Origin of the sequence: Calidifontibacillus erzurumensis (genome assembly GCF_013303125.1) — a bacterium.
In the GTDB taxonomy this organism is placed as follows: Bacteria; Bacillota; Bacilli; order Bacillales; family Bacillaceae_J; genus Calidifontibacillus; species Calidifontibacillus erzurumensis.
Genome location: NZ_JABTTE010000005.1, coordinates 95,195 through 114,064, shown reverse-complemented (window position 1 = coordinate 114,064; position 18,870 = coordinate 95,195). Strand labels below are relative to the sequence as shown.

Here is an 18,870-nt window from a genome sequence, read left to right as displayed (position 1 = left end):
ATTAATGGGCACCGCCTTCCTGTTGTTCAGCTAAAAGTTGCTCTGTAGGAGTTTTAATAGCCTTAACTAATTCTTGCAAATAACGGAATGTCATTAAAGTAAATGCAACGGCAACGATACCTTTTGGAATATACATAGGGATTTCCATCTCTGGGGAAACTAAACCAAAGTTCGCTAAAATTGCAACATGTTGATAGCCGATGATAGCTACAATGATACAGAATAAGACGTTTAGAGTATAAATGACAAGGATCATTACTTTTTGAGTTTTTGGTGAAAATTGTTTGATTAATAAATCTACGCCAAGGTGGACTTTTTCCCGTACACCTATAGAGGCTCCAATAAGACCAACAAAAATTAAGAGGTAATTAACTGCTTCTTGTGTAAAGCCTAGACTTGAGCCAAATCCTCTGCGCAATATAACTTCAATAAAAGCAAAAGTTGTTGCAAGTGAAAGAGCGAGACCGCAGAGGATTTCTTCCAGTCTAGACACAACTTTATCTAAAACATTCATGTTTTCACATCCCCATATACTTACTTGAACGATAGATTCAGAGAATAATATATTAATTTTTAAAAAATAAGGGGCATTCTAAGCCCCTTATTTTATTACCAAAGTGCTTTTGCAGCATCAATTAAGTCTTTACCGATTTCGTTTTCAAATTCAGAGTAGATCACAGTCATTGCATCTACCCAAGCTTGTCTTTCTTCTTCAGTCAACTCGATAATTTCTGTTGTTCCAGCTTGTTTAATAAGCTCTAATTGTTCTTCGTTCAAACGTTTACTGTTTTCACGAACCCAATCAGTTGTTTCAGCCAATGCTTTTTCTAAACCTTGGCGTACATCTTCAGGAAGACCATTCCAGAAATCAGCATTTGTAATAACTGCATATCCTAGGTAGCCATGGTTAGACATTGTTAAATATTTTTGAACTTCATGCATTTTTTGAGAGTAGACGTTTGATAATGTGTTTTCACCGCCGTCAATAACACCTTGTTCTAATGCGCTATATACTTCACCGAATGCCATTGGAGTTGGGTTAGCACCAACCGCTTTAAATTGTGCTTCAAGTACTTTTGAAGACATTACGCGCAATTTTTGACCTTTGAAATCAGCAGGTGTTTTAATTGCTTTATTTGAATGCATTTGTTTGAAACCGTTATCCCACATTGCTAGACCAAGTAAATTTTGTTCTTCAAGCATTGTGAAAAGCTTGCCACCGATTTCCGGGCTTTCCATTGCTTTTTGTACGTTTTCTTCGTCTTTAAAAATAAATGGCAAGTCAAATAGTGTCCATTGTGGATAAAGTTTTGTAACAACTGAAGTTGAAGGTGCTGCTAATTGAACGTTATTTTGCTGAATAGCAGCAAGTACGTCTTCATCTTTGTAAAGCTGTGAGTTCGGGAATACTTGAACTTCTACTTTTCCGTTTGTATACTCTTCTGCTAATTCTTTAAACATTTCCGCTGCTTGACCTTTTGGCGTATTTTCAGCAACTACGTGTGAGAATTTAATGATAATTTTTTCGTCGCTGGCACCGCCGTTTTCTCCACTTTCATTAGAAGCGTTGTTTTGTTGTGATCTTGCGCCACAGCCTGCTAAAATTCCGATCATAAGAGCGGCTGCTAGCATCATCATAAGCCACTTTTTCATGAAAAAACCCCCTCTAATTTTTTAATTCATAAAGACTTTTAAATCTTCTGGTTATTTCGTCTATTATGAATTCATCTATTATAGTACAGAAGTTGTACTCATATGTTAATAATTTGGTCATATTGTCTCTTTTGGTCTTTTTGGTCTGAAAGCGTTAACAATAGTTGTAAATCGCTCTAAATACAGAAAATAAAAGGCATGGGGCCTTTTGTTTCCCATGCCTAGCTAGTTAAAAAACTTAATTATTTCCCTTTTGTTATATAACGGTTAATCGGTCTGCCAATGCTTCCGTATTGAATTTTCATATCAATATGGCCGCTTTTAACCATGTAGTCTAAATATCGTCTAGCTGTAACCCGAGCTAAACCTACTTGTTCGGCAACTTCTTCGGCTGATAGCGGTTCGGTCTGATCATTTAAGTAGGTAATAATTTTCTTAAACGTTACTTCGTTTAAACCTTTTGGCAAGTCAAGATTTGAGGATTCATAGACTTCTTTTTCAAAACGAATTTGATCTAAATCTTTTTGCGTCAAAGTTTTTTTGCTTTCAAGTTGTTTGCGGAAAGACCGGTAGTTTTCCAATGCTTTTTTTATTCGTTCAAATTTAAAAGGTTTCATAATATAATCAAAAGCACCGTTTTGTAGTACGTCACGAATCGTTTCCATATCAGAGGCTGCAGTAATGGCGATTATATCAACAGATAGTCCCTCTTTGCGAATTTGATGAATTAAGGAGAGGCCATCAAAGGCGGGCATATAAATATCAACGAATACAAGCTCCGGTTTATGTTTTTTTATCAAATCCAAACCTTCTTTCCCGTTGCTTGCAATTCCGACAATTTTAAAACCATCGACTTTTTCAATAAACTGTCGGTTCACCTCTTGCACCATTGGATCATCTTCGATTAATACGACTTTAATGATTTGCTGCGCCATCTTCAACCCTCCTTTTAGCAGAATTTTCATAAAATGTAATGATCATCGAAGTTCCATGTCCTTTTTGTGATTCAACAACAATTTCGCCATTTGCCTTCTTTACAATTTCGTTTACTAAATATAGCCCAATACCGTGTCCTGCTTCCCCTTTTGTTGTAAAACCTTGCAGAAAAAGCTTGTCCTTAATGTCTTCATCAATACCACAGCCGTTATCCTCGACGAGAATCGATGTTACTTCATCATCTTGTTCAATGCTAATAAATATTTGTTTATCTTGTTGGTTTACCTCTTTAAATGATTCAAAAGCATTTTCAATTAAATTCCCTATGATCACTACAAAATCGTGATGATCAAGCGGTGGTGGAAATCGTCTCAATTTGCTGTTTCGGTCAATAATCACTTGGATTCCTAATTCTTTGCCGCGAGTTACTTTGCTTAGCAAAAGGCCAGCCAAACTTTCATCATGAATACTTTTACCTAAAAATTGGGTCAGCTCTTGATGTTCTTCGGTTATTTGAAATACATAATCAAGTGCTTTTTCTTTGTGGTTCATTTGAATTAAACCGGCAATCGTATGCAGTTTATTCAAATATTCATGATTTTGGACTCTGAGGGCATTGACAAACGCTTTGACGCCTGTAAGTTCTTCTGCTAATTTTTTTACTTCGGTTTGATCTTGGAACACCGCAACGGCTCCTATTGTTTTATTGTTGACTTTAATAGGAATCCGGTTGCTAAGAACGATCTTATTACGGACATTTAATTCTTTATTATAAATTGGCTGTTTAAGTTTTAATATTTCTGGCAAATACGTGTCTGGAATGACTTCTCGAATTTTCTTTCCAATGACATCACCAGATATTCCTAACAGCTCTTTTGCTTTATCATTAAAAATGGTGATCGTTTCGTTGTTGTCAATGGCAACAATTCCTTCATGCATAGCATTAAACGTTTCTGTCCGTTCAACAAGCATAGCTGCAATCTCATGTGGTTCAAGCTGAAAAATTTGCCGTTTAATATGATTGGCAAGAATCCAAGATCCCCAGCCGCCAAAGATGATAGATACAATAATGGTCGTAATAATTTCAAATTTTAAACTAAAAATAATTTCGGGAATGGTCGGGAGTAAATAGCCGACGAGGACGACGCCAATTTGTTCATGCTGTTCATTCATAATTGGTACAAAAGCCCTGACGCTAGTACCTGCCTCTCCTTTAGCTTTTGTTGTATACGTATGTTCAGCAAAAGCAGGTCCTTCATCTGCTCCTTCAGAAACTTTGCCAATTAAAGAGTCGACCGGATGGGATAAGCGAACGCGATTCATATCGAGGACAACAATATATGTTGCACCGTTAATAATTCTTACTCTTTCCACAAGCGGATTAATAGCTTTCCGTTCTTCAGGCCCACCGTTGATGTTTGACCGTATGCCGGAAAATTCAGCAACAGTTCTTGCTGTAATGAGTGCACGTTCCTTTAATTCTTCTTCTTTTACTTTAACTAAATTGCCGATTAGGGCAATCCCAACCATGATTATAGCAAATCCCATAATCGCCAATGCTAATCCAGTTATTTTCCAACGTAAAGGAATTTTTTGATACATTTTTGCAATACCTCAAGTTTGGAATCATCTTATTTATAGATTCATTTTACCATGCTTCTGTACATATGATAAAATTATCTTAAAAATATTAATATTATGGGGAATATTATGAAAGTATTCATAGCAACATCTATCGTAATTATTATTTGTTTTATATTTATTTTTGTTGGTTTTGAATTAAATAATGAAAACAATTCGCTCACATATGATTATGAACAAGAAGATTTGTCTAACCAAATTGTTATTAATTTCAGCCATGTCGTTGCAGAAAATACTCCGAAAGGTTTGGCGGCACAAAAATTTGCAAAACTTACAGAGCGAAAAACAAATGGCAAAGTAAAAGTTGCGGTTTTCCCAAATGGTGTTTTGTATGCAGAAGGTGAAGAAGTGGATGCTTTAATTCGCGGAGAAGTGCAAATGATTGCACCAGCATACTCAAATATGTCTGAACTCATTCCTGAATGGCTTATTTTAGATTTGCCGTATATTTTTAAAGATTACGAACATGTGGAAGCCGTTTTAAATGGCGAAGTTGGGAAAGCGCTTTTAGAAAAATTGCAAAAGCATAATATTAAAGGGGTTGCTTTTTGGAGCAATGGTTTTAAACAAATGACGTCAAACCGAAATCCTCTGCGCAAACCGTCTGATTTTCTTGGTCAAAGGTTTCGGATTATGCCAAGTAAAGCGCTCGAAGATCAGTTTCGAATGTTGGGTGTAAGAACCAATGCAATGCCTTTTAATCAAGTTTATCCAAATCTTGAGAACCGTTTTTTAGATGGGCAAGAAAATACAATTTCCAATATATATTCCAAAGGTTTTTATAAAGTGCAAAAATACATGACGATTAGCAACCACGGTTATCTTGGTTATGCCGTGATGATGAATCAAGAGTTTTGGGACTCCCTTCCTGAAGATCTTCAACAGAAAATTCAAGAAGCAATGGATGAAACAACCGATTGGCTATTTTCTGAATCAATAGCTATCAATCAACAACAGCTTGAATTGATCAAATCATCATCAGATATTCAAATTTATGAACTAACTGATGAGGAACGCCAACAATGGATTGATTTTTTTCAACCGTTGTATGAAGAATATGGAGAACGGTATGGTGAAAAATGGATTCAGGAAATTCAAAAGCTAGAGCCAAACGGTATCAAAGATAAACGAGATTAAATTGGCAAAGCTATTCGGAAGTATGGATTCAAATGAATCGGATGGAAAAATAGGAAAATCTAGGACTTGTGGGGGACTAGAGAGAAGTTGGGAAGAAAGAAATGTTCCCAATTATGAATGACAGGTACGTTTTAAATGTTGATACTGAGTTTTAAGTTCTTTGGAAACTTTCTAGAAAAAAATAGGTGCCACGATCGTTGGCAGCATTTATAACTCTTTCTGGCAAATAACTTGTATGTGAAAAAATCTACGAATCCGTTAATTAATTAACGCCAAGTCATTTTTTGATTTAGAAGTTGCTCAATTTTGCCAATCGGTTTGAGGCACCTATGGATGATTACATTTAACGATGTCTGAAGTTTCATACGGGGAGACAGAAAAATTGGAAAAGTCATATGTTTACAGTAGAAATGATTCCATTTGAAGGTTTTGCTTCAACTGAGTTAAGAAAAGAAAAATAAAAAGCGCATGTTATCACATGCGCAAAACATAGGGAGAAAATATCATGTAATAATAAGATTTACTAATTATACAACCAATATATCCAAAGTATACAATAAATAAACAATAAATGAAATAGATTTGCAATAATTGTGGCAAATATTTATGAATTCCTCCAAAATTGTACAAAGGATTGCTGTAATATGGTATGTATTGGATGATTAATGCAAATTTTTAAGCTCGGGTACTGAGCGAATTTCATTTTGTTCAATTCCATCTTGAGCCATTTTGCTTTTAAACTTTTCAATCATATACATACCGACCATGCTATAAAGTTCTTCATCATTCATTTCCGCAATTAATTCGAGCAAATCCTTCCGATCCATTGCTTCCAATACTGAAAAAACGATGATATCTGCATCCTCTTCGTCGCCAGTTAACATATGTTTATACAAATTATATAAGTCATCGATTAATTTCATGAAAAATCACTCCTGTGCATCTCCTATAAAATTATTTTTCCGCTTTCTTCCTAAAATGATGCATATTTTGTTGAAATTATTAATATTCCACCGGGCATTTAGTATAAGCAAAAAATTTTTTTCTTAATAAGATGTAGAAACGGACAAGGAGGTGACCGATATAGAAAATATAGGAATCTACTTTAAAATGGCAATTGCTATCATTGGATCTCTTGTTTCTTTTCTTTTTGGAGGTTTTGACAGCCTGCTGTACATTTTCATTGCGATTGTTTCAATCGATTATGTTACAGGGTTAATTGCTTCAGGAATAGAAGGAAAGCTTTCCAGTAAGATAGGGTTTAAAGGTATTGCGAAAAAAATTATGATTTTCGCACTAATTGCGATTGCCCACTTTATTGATCAGTTGTTAGGAATTAACCAATTAGTTAGGGATGCAACCATTATCTTTTATATGGTTAACGAAATCCTTTCCGTCATTGAAAACGCAGGAAGGCTTGGCATTCCGATTCCTGAATTTTTGAAAAAAGCAGTGAGTCTCCTTCGTGAAAAATAGCAATAAAAAAAGTGTTATGAATATTTATTATATAGAAATGGAAAAAGTATAAAAAGGTACCGTTTGAATATAGCAATAAATTTGATGAAGCGCACGAAGGGAAGGGCGAGCATGTATGGATAGAAAAACGTATTATATTTCTGTCGGAGCAAAAGAAATTTCACAAATTAAAACCGCATCACCGTATGAATTGGAAATTAAGGCAACTGATGAAGAAATACAAAAATTGCGGGACATTTTTAATGATATGTATACGGCGGAATGGTCAGGTTTCATTCGATCCCATGTCCCATATGTGCAATACCATTATGACCGAGAGAATGATGCAATTGATCGCGATCTTATGAATGTGTACCAAATGCTTTACGAACTAGGAACACCTGAAACAAAACGACATATAGAATCAATGGGGATTTTGGATGGCTTTTATGAAGATGGCCATACAACCATGTAAACATCCGCTGTTAAATATGAACGGGAAAAATAATAATGATCATTCATACGGCTTTAGCCCATACTGTTTATGGTTAAGGCCGTTAAGTTTTTTTATGCCCATTATGTACAATAAAAATGTTTTTTTCCTCTGCTGTAATAGAAGCGATTTTATTTCATGACCGCTTTATTCCTACACTGACCAACTCCATCCAAATTGAAATGATATTTTTGTGGGGTATCACTCATGAGAGGCATTGGAGATTTTTAAGATGTTGATTAGAATTTTTACCCTAAAAAACTACTCCTCTTAACGTAGTCAGATTAAAATTATTAATCTTGTCTACATTTAGAGGAGTATCATATGAAAAATTTCTAGTTGCCGGAAAACAGATTACGCAAAAGAATGGGTAATATATAGCGAAGGGTTGAAAAATCTGGAAGCTCGTAATAAACCTTGCAACATTCATTTTAATTGAACAGCCGTCATATACGGAAACGTACGTACTTGGTGTGAGAGGACGGGAGCTTACACTTTCTCCTAAAACTCGATTTCTCCTATAAAGCTATCTAATAATATTGTTCTAGCGATTTCAGTTTGATTCATTGTAACTGTATTCCCTTCCTGAGGCTCTCCCTGTTGGTTAACCCCCGCTGAAGAAATCGTAATATTCCTTGTAGGAGTGAATACCAACACATTATATGTTGCATTTGTTACCATAGGAGGGGGTGGAGTTGCCCTTGCGTGAACAATTAGTAATTGTGAAGGAGGGATCCCAACTGTAAGTGGGGTATTTTCTGAATTTTGTTGTAAATTAAATTGAGGTTTAGTGTTTTGAATAGTAAAAGGAGGCAGCGGAGGTGTAATTAACTTTCCACAAAGATAAGCTTCTTTTTGAAATTCGACTGGTATGCAATTCGTTGTATCAGCAACGGATACTGTTATCTTCTGAGTATGTTTGTCTCCATTGAAAATTGAAACGATAACTTCTTCTGTATTCGGATTTCTTAAAATTGGTCCTAAAGATATAGCAAATGGTGTTTTTTCTATTTTCTTAAATATTTTTCTAATTTCTTTTTCTAACTCTTTCAGAAATCCTTTTCCCTCATTAGACAAATTTTACTCCTCCTTTCAAAATTATTTATCCTATAACAGATTATTAATGTTTCTTTGATTATGAAACAGCGCTTGTCCTAGATAATAAAAATAGATGTTACATCTTTCAATATATCTAATTGATGTCGGGAGGAGTAGATTTGAGGATGTTTTAGCAAATTGTAATTTGGGAAGTAAAGAAGTTAAGGTAAGCTTTTGCAGTATTTTTGGGCCTGAAGGACAAGTCCTTTTTACTAAGAAAAAAGGTGATTAAACAATTGATTCTTTTTCATTGTTGGTTATAGGGAAATTCCATGTTATGATTATCTATAGCTTATCTATGTATGTGGCTAATTTGTTTTTATTATACGATGGAAAATGATGGGGTTTTATATGATGAAGTTTAAAGATTACTTTGGGAATCAAGTACAACTTTCGTTTTCATTTTTGCCATTTTCGAAAACACCGAAACATGTATGGGTCATCTGCAAATATAAAGACAAGTGGGTATTAACCGTCCATAAAGAAAGAGGAATTGAATTTCCAGGTGGGAAAGTAGAATTAGGAGAAACTCCTGAAGAAGCAGCTCACCGGGAAGTGATGGAAGAAACAGGTGCTACTATTGCCAGTTTAATTTATCTTGGTCAATATGAGGTTACAACAATGACAGAAATAATAATAAAAAATATTTATTATGCTCAAATTGAATCGTTTACCTCTCAAAAAAGCTTTTATGAAACAGAAGGCCCCATCTTATTAGAAAAACTTCCTGATCGCATAAACGAGGACGATAGATTTAGCTTTATTATGAAAGATTTAGTCTTGCAAGAAAGCCTAAAACAAATTGAAAAGCTTGAAACAATGTAGGTGTAGAAGCTGCAGTAAACGGTATGCCGGAGTGAGAGTCCAATTGAAGAAGAAATAAAAGAAGGTGTCAGGTTCTTCCTGACACCTTAAATTCTGTTTTTTAATAATTTATTTTCAAGCCAAGCGACGAATTGATACATAACGGTGGCAAGAATTGCGATGATTAGCAAGCTCATAAGCACCAATGTAAAATTGAAAACTTGGAATCCGTATATAATTAAATAGCCAAGGCCTTTAGCTGAGACGAGAAATTCCCCGACAATTACTCCAACCCAAGAAAGGCCAACGTTTACTTTAAGTGTTGATATAATCGTTGGGAATGATGCTGGAAGAACAGTATGGTGGAAAATTTGCATCTTTGATGCCCCAAATGTATGCATCACTTTTATATAATTTCCATCTACTTCTTTAAATGATGTGTAAACAACTATTGTTGTAATGATGACTGAAATAATGGCCCCCATAGCAATAATTGATATATAGCCTGGCCCTAAGGCAACGATTAAAATCGGCCCTAAAGCAACCTTTGGCATCGCATTTAAAATGACGAGATATGGGTCGAGAATTTTTGATAATCTTTCAGACCACCATAGTATAGCGGCAAAAACCGTTCCTATAAGTGTCCCCAATATAAATCCTGCCACTGTCTCAAACAATGTAACTTGGAGATTAGTTAGTAATGTCCCATCATTTACTTTTTCTAAAAATAAATGCCAAACTTTTGTCGGTGAACTAAAAATTAATGGATCGATCCATTGCTTTCTGCTCGCAATTTCCCATATTCCAAAAAATGTTATAAAAATGAGAAGTTGCCAAACGAAAGTCCATCGTTTTTCTTTTTTGATATTTAGTAAAAAGTTTTTATGCAATAGTTCAATGTCAAGTTGTAGTTGTTTTTGACTCAAGTTTGTTCAACTCCTCCCATATTTGTTGGAATAGTTCCGAGAATTTAGGATGTTGTCTCGCTTCAAATGGTTCAATGGCTTTAAGTTCTGGGGGAACGATAAATGATTGGACAATTTCACCAGGTTTTGCTTTAAGTAAAAAAATACGGTCACTCATGGCAATAGCCTCACCGATATCATGTGTTACTAAAAGTGCTGTTTTGTTGTACTCTTTTAACGTTCGGAATACTAAATTTTCAAGTTTCAGCTTTGTTTGGTAATCTAAAGCAGAAAAAGGTTCATCCAAAAGGAGAATTTTTGGATTTGTTGATAATGTTCGCACTAAAGCAACACGCTGGCGCATTCCACCTGATAATTCGCGAGGATATTGTTTTTCGACGTTACCAAGATTCATTTCATTAAGTAAATGGAGCGCTCTTTGCCGATTTTCCTCACTATCTTTTTTCATAATTTTTAAACCAAGCAAAATATTTTCTTCGATCGTTTTCCACGGAAAAAGATAATCTTGCTGCAGCATATAGCCAATTAATCCTTTTCGATTTTTTACTTGAATACCATCGATTTTAATTGTTCCTGATGTAGGCTCTATTAAACCCGCTATTATTGAAAGCAGCGTTGTTTTTCCACAGCCGCTAGGGCCGAGGAAAGAGATAAATTCTCCTTCCTCAATTGAAATAGAAATATTTTCAAGGGCGGTTGTTGCTGTTTTTGGGGAAAAATAAGTGTGATACACTTGGTCGATTTCTAAAATTGCCATTGAGGAAACCACTCCCTCTCTTATTCACTCATTACTTTTTTGGCGATTTGTGTATTTACAAGTGTTTGATAATCAATTCGCGCTGGTAATTCTCCGGCTTCGTCCATAATATCTTGCAAGTTGTTCCATTCTTCTTCGTCCAAAATTGGATTTGTAGCAAATGAACCTTGGCTCTTGTATCGATCAATAACTGTTTCAATAATGGAAAGATCTGTGTCTTCGAAATATGGTGCAATAACTTTAGCAATTTCACTAGCACTTTGTTCCTCTACCCATATTTGTGCTTTATAAATGGCTCTTGTAAATTTTTCAATGACTTCTTGATTTTCGTTTATAAAACTCTTTTTAGCCATGAAGGTTGTATATGGAACATGCCCTGATTCGGTTCCGAAAGAAGCAACAATATAACCTTTGCCTTCTTTTTCGAAAATGCTTGCTGTTGGTTCAAATAGCTGTACGTAATCTCCGGTTCCGGAGGCAAAGGCATTCGGGATATTTGCAAAGTCAACATTTTGAATAAGATTCGTGTCTTTGTGCGGATCAATTCCATGCTTTTTAAGTACAAATTCTCCTACCATTTGTGGCATTCCGCCTTTGCGCTGCCCTAGGAACGTACTGCCTTTTAATTGTTCCCAAGAAAAGTTTTCTACTTTTTCACGTGCAACTAGGAATGTTCCATCGGTTTGTGTAAGCTGGGCAAAATTTATGACAGGATCTGTTGCACCTTGGGCGTGAACGTAAATGGACGTTTCAGAACCGACAAGGGCAATATCTGCACCGCCGGTTAAAAGAGCAGTCATCGTTTTATCTCCGCCCCAAGTTGTTGTCAGCTCAACTTCAAGCCCTTCCTCGGCAAAGAACCCTTTTTCAAGAGCTACATATTGTGGAGCGTAAAAAATAGAACGTGTAACCTCAGCGAGCTTAATTTTTTGTGAGCTATTTTGGGAGCATGCTGCAAGTCCCATAACGACAATCAATGAAATCATTAAAATGAGAAGCTGGCGAAATTTCATTATTCAGGACCTCCTAAAGATCGAATCTAACATAGACTATGAAGAAATGGTAAAATGTGTGTATGCCTATTTTTTATGGGGTCAGGCACGGTGCCGGAGAGGGGTCAGGCACCGTACCGCAGGTGGTACCGCAGATGGTGCCGGAGACGGTACAGGAGAGGGGTCAGGCACCGTACTGTAGATGGTGCCACAGAAGGGGCTTGCACCCAACCCTAGTAAATGAGGTGAGTAGATGAATATTGCTGGTAAACTTTTAGACATGCAGAGATTTCCATCTCCGCATCCGCAAATTGATGTTTATCTTGTTACATACCTTAGTGATAAATATAAAGTTAAAGGTTTCTTAGCTATTCCACGGTGGTCTCCCATTACCAAGAATGGGAAATTTCCGGGATTTTTATATTTACGTGGTGGCATTAAAAGTGTCGGGATGGTGCGGATCGCTAGAATCATCCAATTTGCAGCAGAAGGTTTTGTTGTAATGGCTCCTTTTTATCGTGGAAACTACGGTGGCGAAGGGTATGAAGATTTTGCTGGAGAGGACCGGACCGATGCTTTGGAAGCATTTGAAATACTACGCAGCCATCCACTTGTTGATGAAGAGCATATTCATGTATTTGGCTTTTCCCGCGGTGGGGCTATGGCTTTAATTACGGCAATTGAAAAGCCGGCAGTGAAAACCGTTGTTACTTGGGGCGGTGTATCTGACATGACATTGACCTATGAAGAAAGAGTTGATTTGCGTAGAATGATGAAGCGGGTGATTGGGGGCACGCCTAATAAAGTGCCAGAACAATATAAATGGAGAACACCGTTGGAACATATCGAGAAAATTAATGCCCCAGTGTTAATTATTCACGGAGCAAAGGATCAAAATGTTTCGGTCAAACATGCCTATTTGTTGGAACAAAAATTAAAAGAGCAAAACAAGACGTACACAATTTGGATTTTTAACGATTACACTCACTATTTTCCACCAATAGAAAATCGAAAAGTCGTTCAAAATTTAACCCTTTGGATGAAAAATGGGGGGCGTTTATTTTAAACAAAAAAAGTGCGGAGTCAGAAAAAAGACGTCCGCACTTTTTTGTATGAATTATGGATTATTTTACTAATGGACCAGCGTTTCTAATTTCATCTGAAACATCTTTAAATTGCTTGAAGTTTTCATTGAATGCTCTTGCTAATTCAAGGGCTTTTCTTTCGTATGCTTCTGGGTCAGCCCATGTTTTCTTCGGTTGTAATACTTCATCAGGTACCCCTGGGCAATGTAATGGAATACGTAAGCCGAAAATTGGATCTGTTACAGTTTCTACATTATCTAAATCTCCTTCAAGGGCAGCGCGTACCATTGCTCTTGTATAAGAAAGTTTCATACGTTGGCCGACACCGTATTCCCCGCCTGTCCAACCAGTATTCACTAGGAATACACGTGCATTGTATTGATCAATTTTTTCGCCAAGCATTTCTGCATATACAGAAGCCGGTCTTGGCAAGAACGGAGAGCCAAAGCATGTAGAGAATGCAGGTTGTGGTTCAGTAATTCCACGTTCAGTACCCGCTACTTTACTTGTATAACCGCTGATGAAATGGTACATTGCCTGTTCTTTTGTAAGAAGGCTTACTGGTGGTAATACACCAGATGCATCAGCTGTCAAGAAAATGATTGTATTTGGATGGCCGCCAATGCTTGGTGTGACAATATTGTCAATAGCATCAATTGGATAAGCGGCACGAGTATTTTCAGTTAAAGATGCGTCATCATAATCTGCAACCCTTGAATTTTCGTCAAGAATAACGTTTTCTAGTACTGAACCAAAGCGGATGGCATCCCAGATTTGCGGCTCTTTTTCTCTAGATAAGTTAATGCATTTTGCATAGCAGCCGCCTTCAATATTAAAGACACCGTTATTAGACCAACCGTGTTCATCATCACCAATTAAACGGCGATTTGGATCTGCTGATAATGTTGTTTTACCGGTACCGGATAAACCAAAGAACAATGCAACATCTCCCTCTTGGCCGATGTTAGCAGAGCAGTGCATTGGTAATACGTTCTTTTCTGGTAATAAGTAGTTCATTACAGAGAAAATTGATTTTTTCATTTCACCGGCATACTCAGTTCCACCGATTAATACTGTTTTCCGCTCGAAAGAAATAATGATAAAAGTTTCTGATTTCGTGCCGTCAACTGCAGGATCTGCTTTGAAGTTTGGTGCGCAAATAACTGTAAATTCTGGTTCATGTGTTTTTAATTCTTCAGCAGTTGGACGAATAAAGAGTTGGTGCACGAATAAATTATGCCACGCATATTCATTAATAACTTGAATTGGCAAACGATATTTTGGATCAGCTCCTGCAAAACCTTGGAAACGGAAGATTTCATCTTTTGACGCTAAGTAGTTAAGTACTTTGTTATATAATGAATTAAATACTTCAGCAGAAATTGGTTGGTTTACGGAACCCCAATCAATTTTATCTTTAGTAGAAGGTTCTTCTACAATATATTTATCCTTAGGAGAACGACCTGTATATTTTCCAGTTGTTGCACGAATCGCACCAGTTGATGACAAAATCGCTTCTTTTCTTGCTAATGTTTTTTCAACTAATTGCGGAACTGATAAGTTATGATGGACATTTGCTCCGTTAATCACATCCTTCAAATCGATAGGATTGCCTACAGTGTTCATGAACAAAACCTTCCTTTTCAATAAATTTATTTAAAAATTAAATAATCATTGTTTTATAATATGTTAATTAGTATAACATATTTAGATTAATAGTCTATACTATTTGAAAAATCTTTCTTTCGATTATAAAAATGGATTGACAAAATTCGATCTCCTAAGATATCATATGTCGGAACGGATACTCTCTTATCCCGAGTTGGTGGAGGGGACAGGCCCAAAGAAACCCGGCAACCGACACTATTATTATAATTCCAAAATAATCAAAAAAATAAAGCTTATTTTGCTATTAATAATAATAGTGACAAGGTGCTAACCTGTTGCAAGACATGAAAATGTCTTGAGCGATAAGAGTGAAAGGCTAAATATGATAAACCTTTCCTCAGTGTGTAGGAGAGGTTTTTTTGCTTTTATGTCGAATTTGGCTGTTTTTCATTGAAAATGGATATTTTAAAAAGTAGTAAAAAGTTGAACCAACGTGTAAAGGGAAATGAGTACCGTAAATTTTTTTATTTTAATCTTAAGGAGGAGGTAGCTTTATGACAAATACAAACCGTCGCTTATTTACATCAGAATCAGTAACAGAAGGGCATCCAGATAAAATTTGCGACCAAATTTCAGATGCAATTTTGGATGCGATCTTAGAAAAAGATCCAAATGCTCGTGTAGCTGCAGAAACAGCAGTAACAACTGGATTGGTTTTAGTTGCAGGTGAAATTACTACATCTACATACGTAGATATTCCAAAAATCGTCCGTGAAACAGTGAATGAAATTGGTTATACCCGTGCAAAATTTGGTTTTGATGCTGAAACTTGCGCTGTAATTACATCTATCGATGAACAATCACCTGATATCGCAATGGGTGTAGATAAAGCATTGGAAGCTCGTGAAGGACAAATGTCTGATGAAGAAATTGAAGCGATCGGTGCCGGAGACCAAGGATTAATGTTTGGATTTGCTTGCAATGAAACACCTGAGCTTATGCCGTTGCCAATTTCTTTAGCACATCAGCTTTCTCGCCGCTTATCAGAAGTTCGTAAAAACGAGACATTACCATATTTGCGTCCGGATGGAAAAACACAAGTAACTGTTGAATATGATGAAAATGGTAAACCAGTTCGAATTGATACAATCGTTGTTTCAACACAGCACAACCCTGAAGTAACTTTGGAACAAATCGTTCGTGATATTAAAGAATATGTTATTAAACCAGTTGTTCCTGAAGAACTAATTGATGACCAAACAAAATATTTTATTAACCCAACTGGTCGTTTCGTTATTGGCGGACCACAAGGTGATGCAGGCTTAACAGGCCGTAAAATTATTGTAGACACATACGGTGGCTATGCTCGTCACGGCGGTGGCGCTTTCTCTGGAAAAGACCCTACAAAAGTTGACCGTTCAGCTGCATATGCTGCAAGATATGTCGCAAAAAATATTGTTGCTGCAGGTTTAGCTGAAAAATGCGAAGTTCAGCTTGCATACGCAATCGGTGTTGCTCAGCCAGTATCAATTTCAATCGATACTTTTGGCACAGGCAAGGTATCAGAAGAAAAATTGGTAGAAGTAGTTCGTAAAAACTTTGACCTTCGTCCAGCAGGAATTATTAAAATGTTAGATTTACGCCGCCCAATCTATAAGAAAACAGCAGCTTATGGGCACTTTGGACGCACAGATCTTGATCTTCCTTGGGAAAGAACAGATAAAGCAGAAATTCTAAAACAAGAAGCTTTAGCTTAATCCAATAAAATTTAACATATAAAGGTTGTCTTTTCGTTAGGTTTTAACGAAAAGGCAGCCTTTTTCTTTTGTATCCCTAAAAATTGGTATAAAATGTTTTGATTAGGTATATGATGTTAGAGGTATGTTTTGTTGCCATAGAGCAAAGAGTAAATGAAAGGTGTGGATACGAATGGCGTTTGGTAGAAAAAATGCAGAGGAAGTTGTAATGGAAGAAACAAAAGTTTGGATTTGTACATCAGATGAGTGCAATTGTTGGATTCGTGACAACTTCAAAAGCAGTGATGAGCCTAATTGTCCACTTTGCAAGAGCGAAATGACTCCAAGCACAAAAATGCTGCAAGTGATTGACAATCCTACGAGAAAATATTCCTAATTATATTCAATGGAATTTTAAATGGTGAGTTTAAAATAAAGATCGATTAAATTCGAATTGTCTTTCTTCGGAATGAAATCGCCGAAAAAAGAGTTGTCTCAGTCCGAATCAGAATTGACTTCGGACTGAAAGCATCAAAAAGTTTCATCTCACTCTAATCTCCTCTGGATTTTGGACTGATAATGAGGGTTCCGTGTTTGACCACTATCCATCGCGTCAATTCCTACGTAATCTTTTTTCAAAAAGAACTCCACTATAGAATCCGCTCATCGCTTACTATTGCATCATTATTCTAATTTCATCCATTGTACATGTTAGTACTAGAACTCCGAAAAAAGACTACCCATTCCAATTCTTACGACCAGAATAATCCTGTCCCAAAAGCTCTCAATTGATTAAGAAGGGAGGACTAAGATTTTCATACCAATCCCTCTTAAGTTTAAATAATTGCTGAAAAAATCTTCGTCCCCAATCTCGTTTGATTTCGAAAAAATGATGATAAATGATTCCACTCGTTTTCCAACTAAAATCACTTAAAGTTAAAATCTGTTTGATTTTTGGTGTTCGTTTTACAAAAGTCTATATCCAGCAACTCAATACGCATGAAAAATTAACGAAATTTTAGAAGATTATAAAAAAAAGGAAGTGATAGGAAACTTTTTCTTTTTTCTCCACTTCCTTCTATTTAAAATTTCCAACTCCAACTTTATTTTTCTTCTCTTTTTTGCATTTGCAATTGTTTATAAATTTGCCCTTTTTCTACATATTCTCTTCTAATTCTAGCCATGTCTTTAAGATCTTCTTCATTTAATTCGCGGATGACTTTGGCCGGCCTTCCAAAAGCTAATGTGTTTGGCGGGATTTTTTTGCCTTGCGGAACTAAGCTTCCCGCTCCGATAAATGCTCCTTCACCAATTTCCGCCCCATCTAAAATCGTTGAACCCATGCCAATTAAAGCGTTTTTCCGAATGATGCAGCTATGTAAAATAACCATATGTCCGATAACTGCATCATCTTCAATAATCAAAGGGTTGTTTGGGCTTTGGTGTAGTACGGAATTGTCCTGGATGCTTACGCGGTCGCCGATCATTGTTGGTGCGACATCCCCCCGGATTGAAGTATTAAACCATATATTTGTATATTCGCCAATTGTTACATCGCCTGTGATGGCAACGTAATCTGCAATAAAAGCGGTTTCTGCGATTTTAGGATATTTTCCTTTGAATTCATAAATCATAAAAGTACCATTCCCTTTCATGAAATTGTATAGATTAAATGCTTGAATCAAAACTTTTCCCACCATAAAATGATTGTAACATGGAAATTTCGGAAATATAACAATAAAGGGGATTTTTTCATGTGGATGTTGGAAGTTGAAAATCCAAGGGCTGCAATTGTTATTGTTCATGGAGCGTTCGAACATCAAGGCAGATATAAGTGGCTTACAGAAATGTGGAAAGCACATGGTATGAACGTGGTCATTGGTGATTTGCCTGGACAAGGCATTTCGACGAGACGAAGGGGACATATTGAATCTTTCGATGTTTATATCGATACAATAACACAATGGGTTCAAGAAGCAGAGAACTATCATTTGCCAATCTTTTTGCTAGGCCATAGCATGGGAGGACTTGCAGTTATTCGGGCTTTACAAGAAAAAAATTTGCCGGTCCAAGCCGTCATTCTCTCGTCACCGTGTTTAGGACTTGTAGAAGGGCCGCCGAAAGGGTTGGAATGGGCCTCTAGAGCTTTAAATTTATTTATGCCAACGCTCAGGGTTCCAACGAATCTAGAACCAAATGTTGCTACCCGTAATAAAGAAATCATGGAACTTGACGAAAATGATTCCCTTTATGTCACAAAAGTTTCAGTTCGTTGGTATCGGGAGCTTGTTAAGGCGATGCAGCTTGCAATGCGCAATATAGAAAAACTTCCGGATATCCCAATGCTTCTGATGCAGGCAGGTGCTGACAAAATTGTAGATAAAGTTGTTGTTAAGGAGTGGTTTGATAAATTAAAAATTAAAGAAAAACTTTATAAGGAATGGACAAATTTGTACCATGAAATTTTTAATGAACCTGAACGGGAAGAAGTATTTAAATATGCCAAAGGATTTATTGAGCTGCAACTGCAAAAATCATTGGGGTGAAAA

At 36.4% G+C, this 18,870-nt stretch carries 19 protein-coding genes and 1 riboswitch; of the genes, 8 read left to right on the top strand and 11 right to left on the bottom strand.

The genetic code is table 11. The annotated features are described in order from the left end of the window. Position 1: 1 nt before the first annotated feature. From HR057_RS06220 to HR057_RS06205, 4 genes are all read right to left on the bottom strand, one after another. On the bottom strand, positions 2-514 hold the full coding sequence (locus tag HR057_RS06220) for a TRAP transporter small permease (protein ID WP_173730570.1): 513 nt from the start codon (positions 512-514) through the stop codon (positions 2-4). 95 nt (positions 515-609) lie between these two features. Continuing rightward, complete coding sequence (locus HR057_RS06215) at positions 610-1,653, bottom strand: TRAP transporter substrate-binding protein (RefSeq protein ID WP_173730569.1); 1,044 nt, start codon at positions 1,651-1,653, stop codon at positions 610-612. Positions 1,654-1,895: 242 nt separating this feature from the next. Beyond that, entirely contained in the window at positions 1,896-2,576 is a 681-nt protein-coding gene (locus HR057_RS06210) for a response regulator (RefSeq protein WP_329955848.1), read from the bottom strand. Next, complete coding sequence (locus tag HR057_RS06205) at positions 2,569-4,191, bottom strand: ATP-binding protein (RefSeq protein ID WP_173730567.1); 1,623 nt, start codon at positions 4,189-4,191, stop codon at positions 2,569-2,571. Before HR057_RS06205 ends, HR057_RS06210 begins: the two co-directional genes overlap by 8 nt. Before the next feature lie 108 nt (positions 4,192-4,299). On the opposite strand from HR057_RS06205, the gene HR057_RS06200 reads away from it, so the two are divergent. Continuing rightward, positions 4,300-5,367, top strand: coding sequence for a TRAP transporter substrate-binding protein (locus HR057_RS06200; protein WP_173730566.1), 1,068 nt, complete (start codon positions 4,300-4,302; stop codon positions 5,365-5,367). A 662-nt stretch (positions 5,368-6,029) separates the two neighbouring features. Here the strand turns inward: HR057_RS06200 and HR057_RS06195 are convergent. Continuing rightward, positions 6,030-6,290 carry a DUF6154 family protein gene (locus HR057_RS06195; RefSeq protein WP_173730565.1) on the bottom strand — a complete coding sequence of 87 codons (261 nt, stop codon included), beginning with the start codon at positions 6,288-6,290 and terminating at the stop codon, positions 6,030-6,032. A 187-nt stretch (positions 6,291-6,477) separates the two neighbouring features. Between HR057_RS06195 and HR057_RS06190 the strand changes: the two genes are divergently transcribed. Beyond that, positions 6,478-6,843, top strand: a complete 366-nt coding sequence (locus tag HR057_RS06190; protein WP_173730564.1) for a phage holin family protein — start codon at positions 6,478-6,480, stop codon at positions 6,841-6,843. 115 nt (positions 6,844-6,958) lie between these two features. Next, positions 6,959-7,297: a hydrolase gene (locus HR057_RS06185; RefSeq protein ID WP_173730563.1), complete on the top strand. Its 339-nt coding sequence runs from the start codon at positions 6,959-6,961 to the stop codon at positions 7,295-7,297. A 519-nt stretch (positions 7,298-7,816) separates the two neighbouring features. On the opposite strand, the gene HR057_RS06180 is transcribed toward HR057_RS06185, so the two are convergent. After that, a complete protein-coding gene (locus HR057_RS06180; RefSeq protein WP_173730562.1) occupies positions 7,817-8,392 on the bottom strand; it encodes a hypothetical protein in 576 nt (191 codons plus the stop codon). A 372-nt stretch (positions 8,393-8,764) separates the two neighbouring features. Here HR057_RS06180 and ytkD point away from each other — a divergent pair, with 372 nt between their 5' ends. Next, the gene (gene ytkD / locus HR057_RS06175; RefSeq protein ID WP_173730561.1) at positions 8,765-9,238 is read left to right on the top strand and encodes an RNA deprotection pyrophosphohydrolase; all 474 of its coding nucleotides are present in this window, start codon (positions 8,765-8,767) and stop codon (positions 9,236-9,238) included. Between the two features lie 86 nt (positions 9,239-9,324). On the opposite strand, the gene HR057_RS06170 is transcribed toward ytkD, so the two are convergent. The 3 genes from HR057_RS06170 to HR057_RS06160 are packed head-to-tail and all read right to left on the bottom strand — an operon-like array spanning position 9,325 to position 11,913. Continuing rightward, a complete protein-coding gene (locus HR057_RS06170; protein WP_173730560.1) occupies positions 9,325-10,143 on the bottom strand; it encodes an ABC transporter permease in 819 nt (272 codons plus the stop codon). Continuing rightward, positions 10,118-10,900 carry an ABC transporter ATP-binding protein gene (locus HR057_RS06165; RefSeq protein WP_173730559.1) on the bottom strand — a complete coding sequence of 261 codons (783 nt, stop codon included), beginning with the start codon at positions 10,898-10,900 and terminating at the stop codon, positions 10,118-10,120. Before HR057_RS06165 ends, HR057_RS06170 begins: the two co-directional genes overlap by 26 nt. Before the next feature lie 20 nt (positions 10,901-10,920). Continuing rightward, positions 10,921-11,913, bottom strand: a complete 993-nt coding sequence (locus HR057_RS06160) for an ABC transporter substrate-binding protein (RefSeq protein WP_173730558.1) — start codon at positions 11,911-11,913, stop codon at positions 10,921-10,923. Positions 11,914-12,145: 232 nt separating this feature from the next. On the opposite strand from HR057_RS06160, the gene HR057_RS06155 reads away from it, so the two are divergent. After that, positions 12,146-12,958 (top strand): alpha/beta hydrolase family protein, encoded by an 813-nt coding sequence (locus HR057_RS06155; RefSeq protein ID WP_173730557.1) that lies wholly within the window; start codon positions 12,146-12,148, stop codon positions 12,956-12,958. Between the two features lie 58 nt (positions 12,959-13,016). Here the strand turns inward: HR057_RS06155 and pckA are convergent, their stop codons facing one another. Next, entirely contained in the window at positions 13,017-14,603 is a 1,587-nt protein-coding gene (pckA, locus tag HR057_RS06150; RefSeq protein WP_173730556.1) for a phosphoenolpyruvate carboxykinase (ATP), read from the bottom strand. Between the two features lie 183 nt (positions 14,604-14,786). Beyond that, positions 14,787-14,954, top strand: a riboswitch (SAM riboswitch). Positions 14,955-15,139: 185 nt separating this feature from the next. Between pckA and metK the strand changes: the two genes are divergently transcribed. After that, positions 15,140-16,342, top strand: coding sequence for a methionine adenosyltransferase (metK, locus tag HR057_RS06145; protein ID WP_173730555.1), 1,203 nt, complete (start codon positions 15,140-15,142; stop codon positions 16,340-16,342). A gap of 172 nt (positions 16,343-16,514) precedes the next feature. Continuing rightward, positions 16,515-16,718, top strand: a complete 204-nt coding sequence (locus HR057_RS06140; protein ID WP_173730554.1) for a cold-shock protein — start codon at positions 16,515-16,517, stop codon at positions 16,716-16,718. 706 nt (positions 16,719-17,424) lie between these two features. On the opposite strand, the gene HR057_RS06135 is transcribed toward HR057_RS06140, so the two are convergent. Further along, positions 17,425-17,955 (bottom strand): gamma carbonic anhydrase, encoded by a 531-nt coding sequence (locus HR057_RS06135; RefSeq protein WP_173730593.1) that lies wholly within the window; start codon positions 17,953-17,955, stop codon positions 17,425-17,427. A gap of 120 nt (positions 17,956-18,075) precedes the next feature. On the opposite strand from HR057_RS06135, the gene HR057_RS06130 reads away from it, so the two are divergent. Next, positions 18,076-18,867: an alpha/beta hydrolase gene (locus tag HR057_RS06130; RefSeq protein WP_173730553.1), complete on the top strand. Its 792-nt coding sequence runs from the start codon at positions 18,076-18,078 to the stop codon at positions 18,865-18,867. Positions 18,868-18,870: the final 3 nt, after the last annotated feature.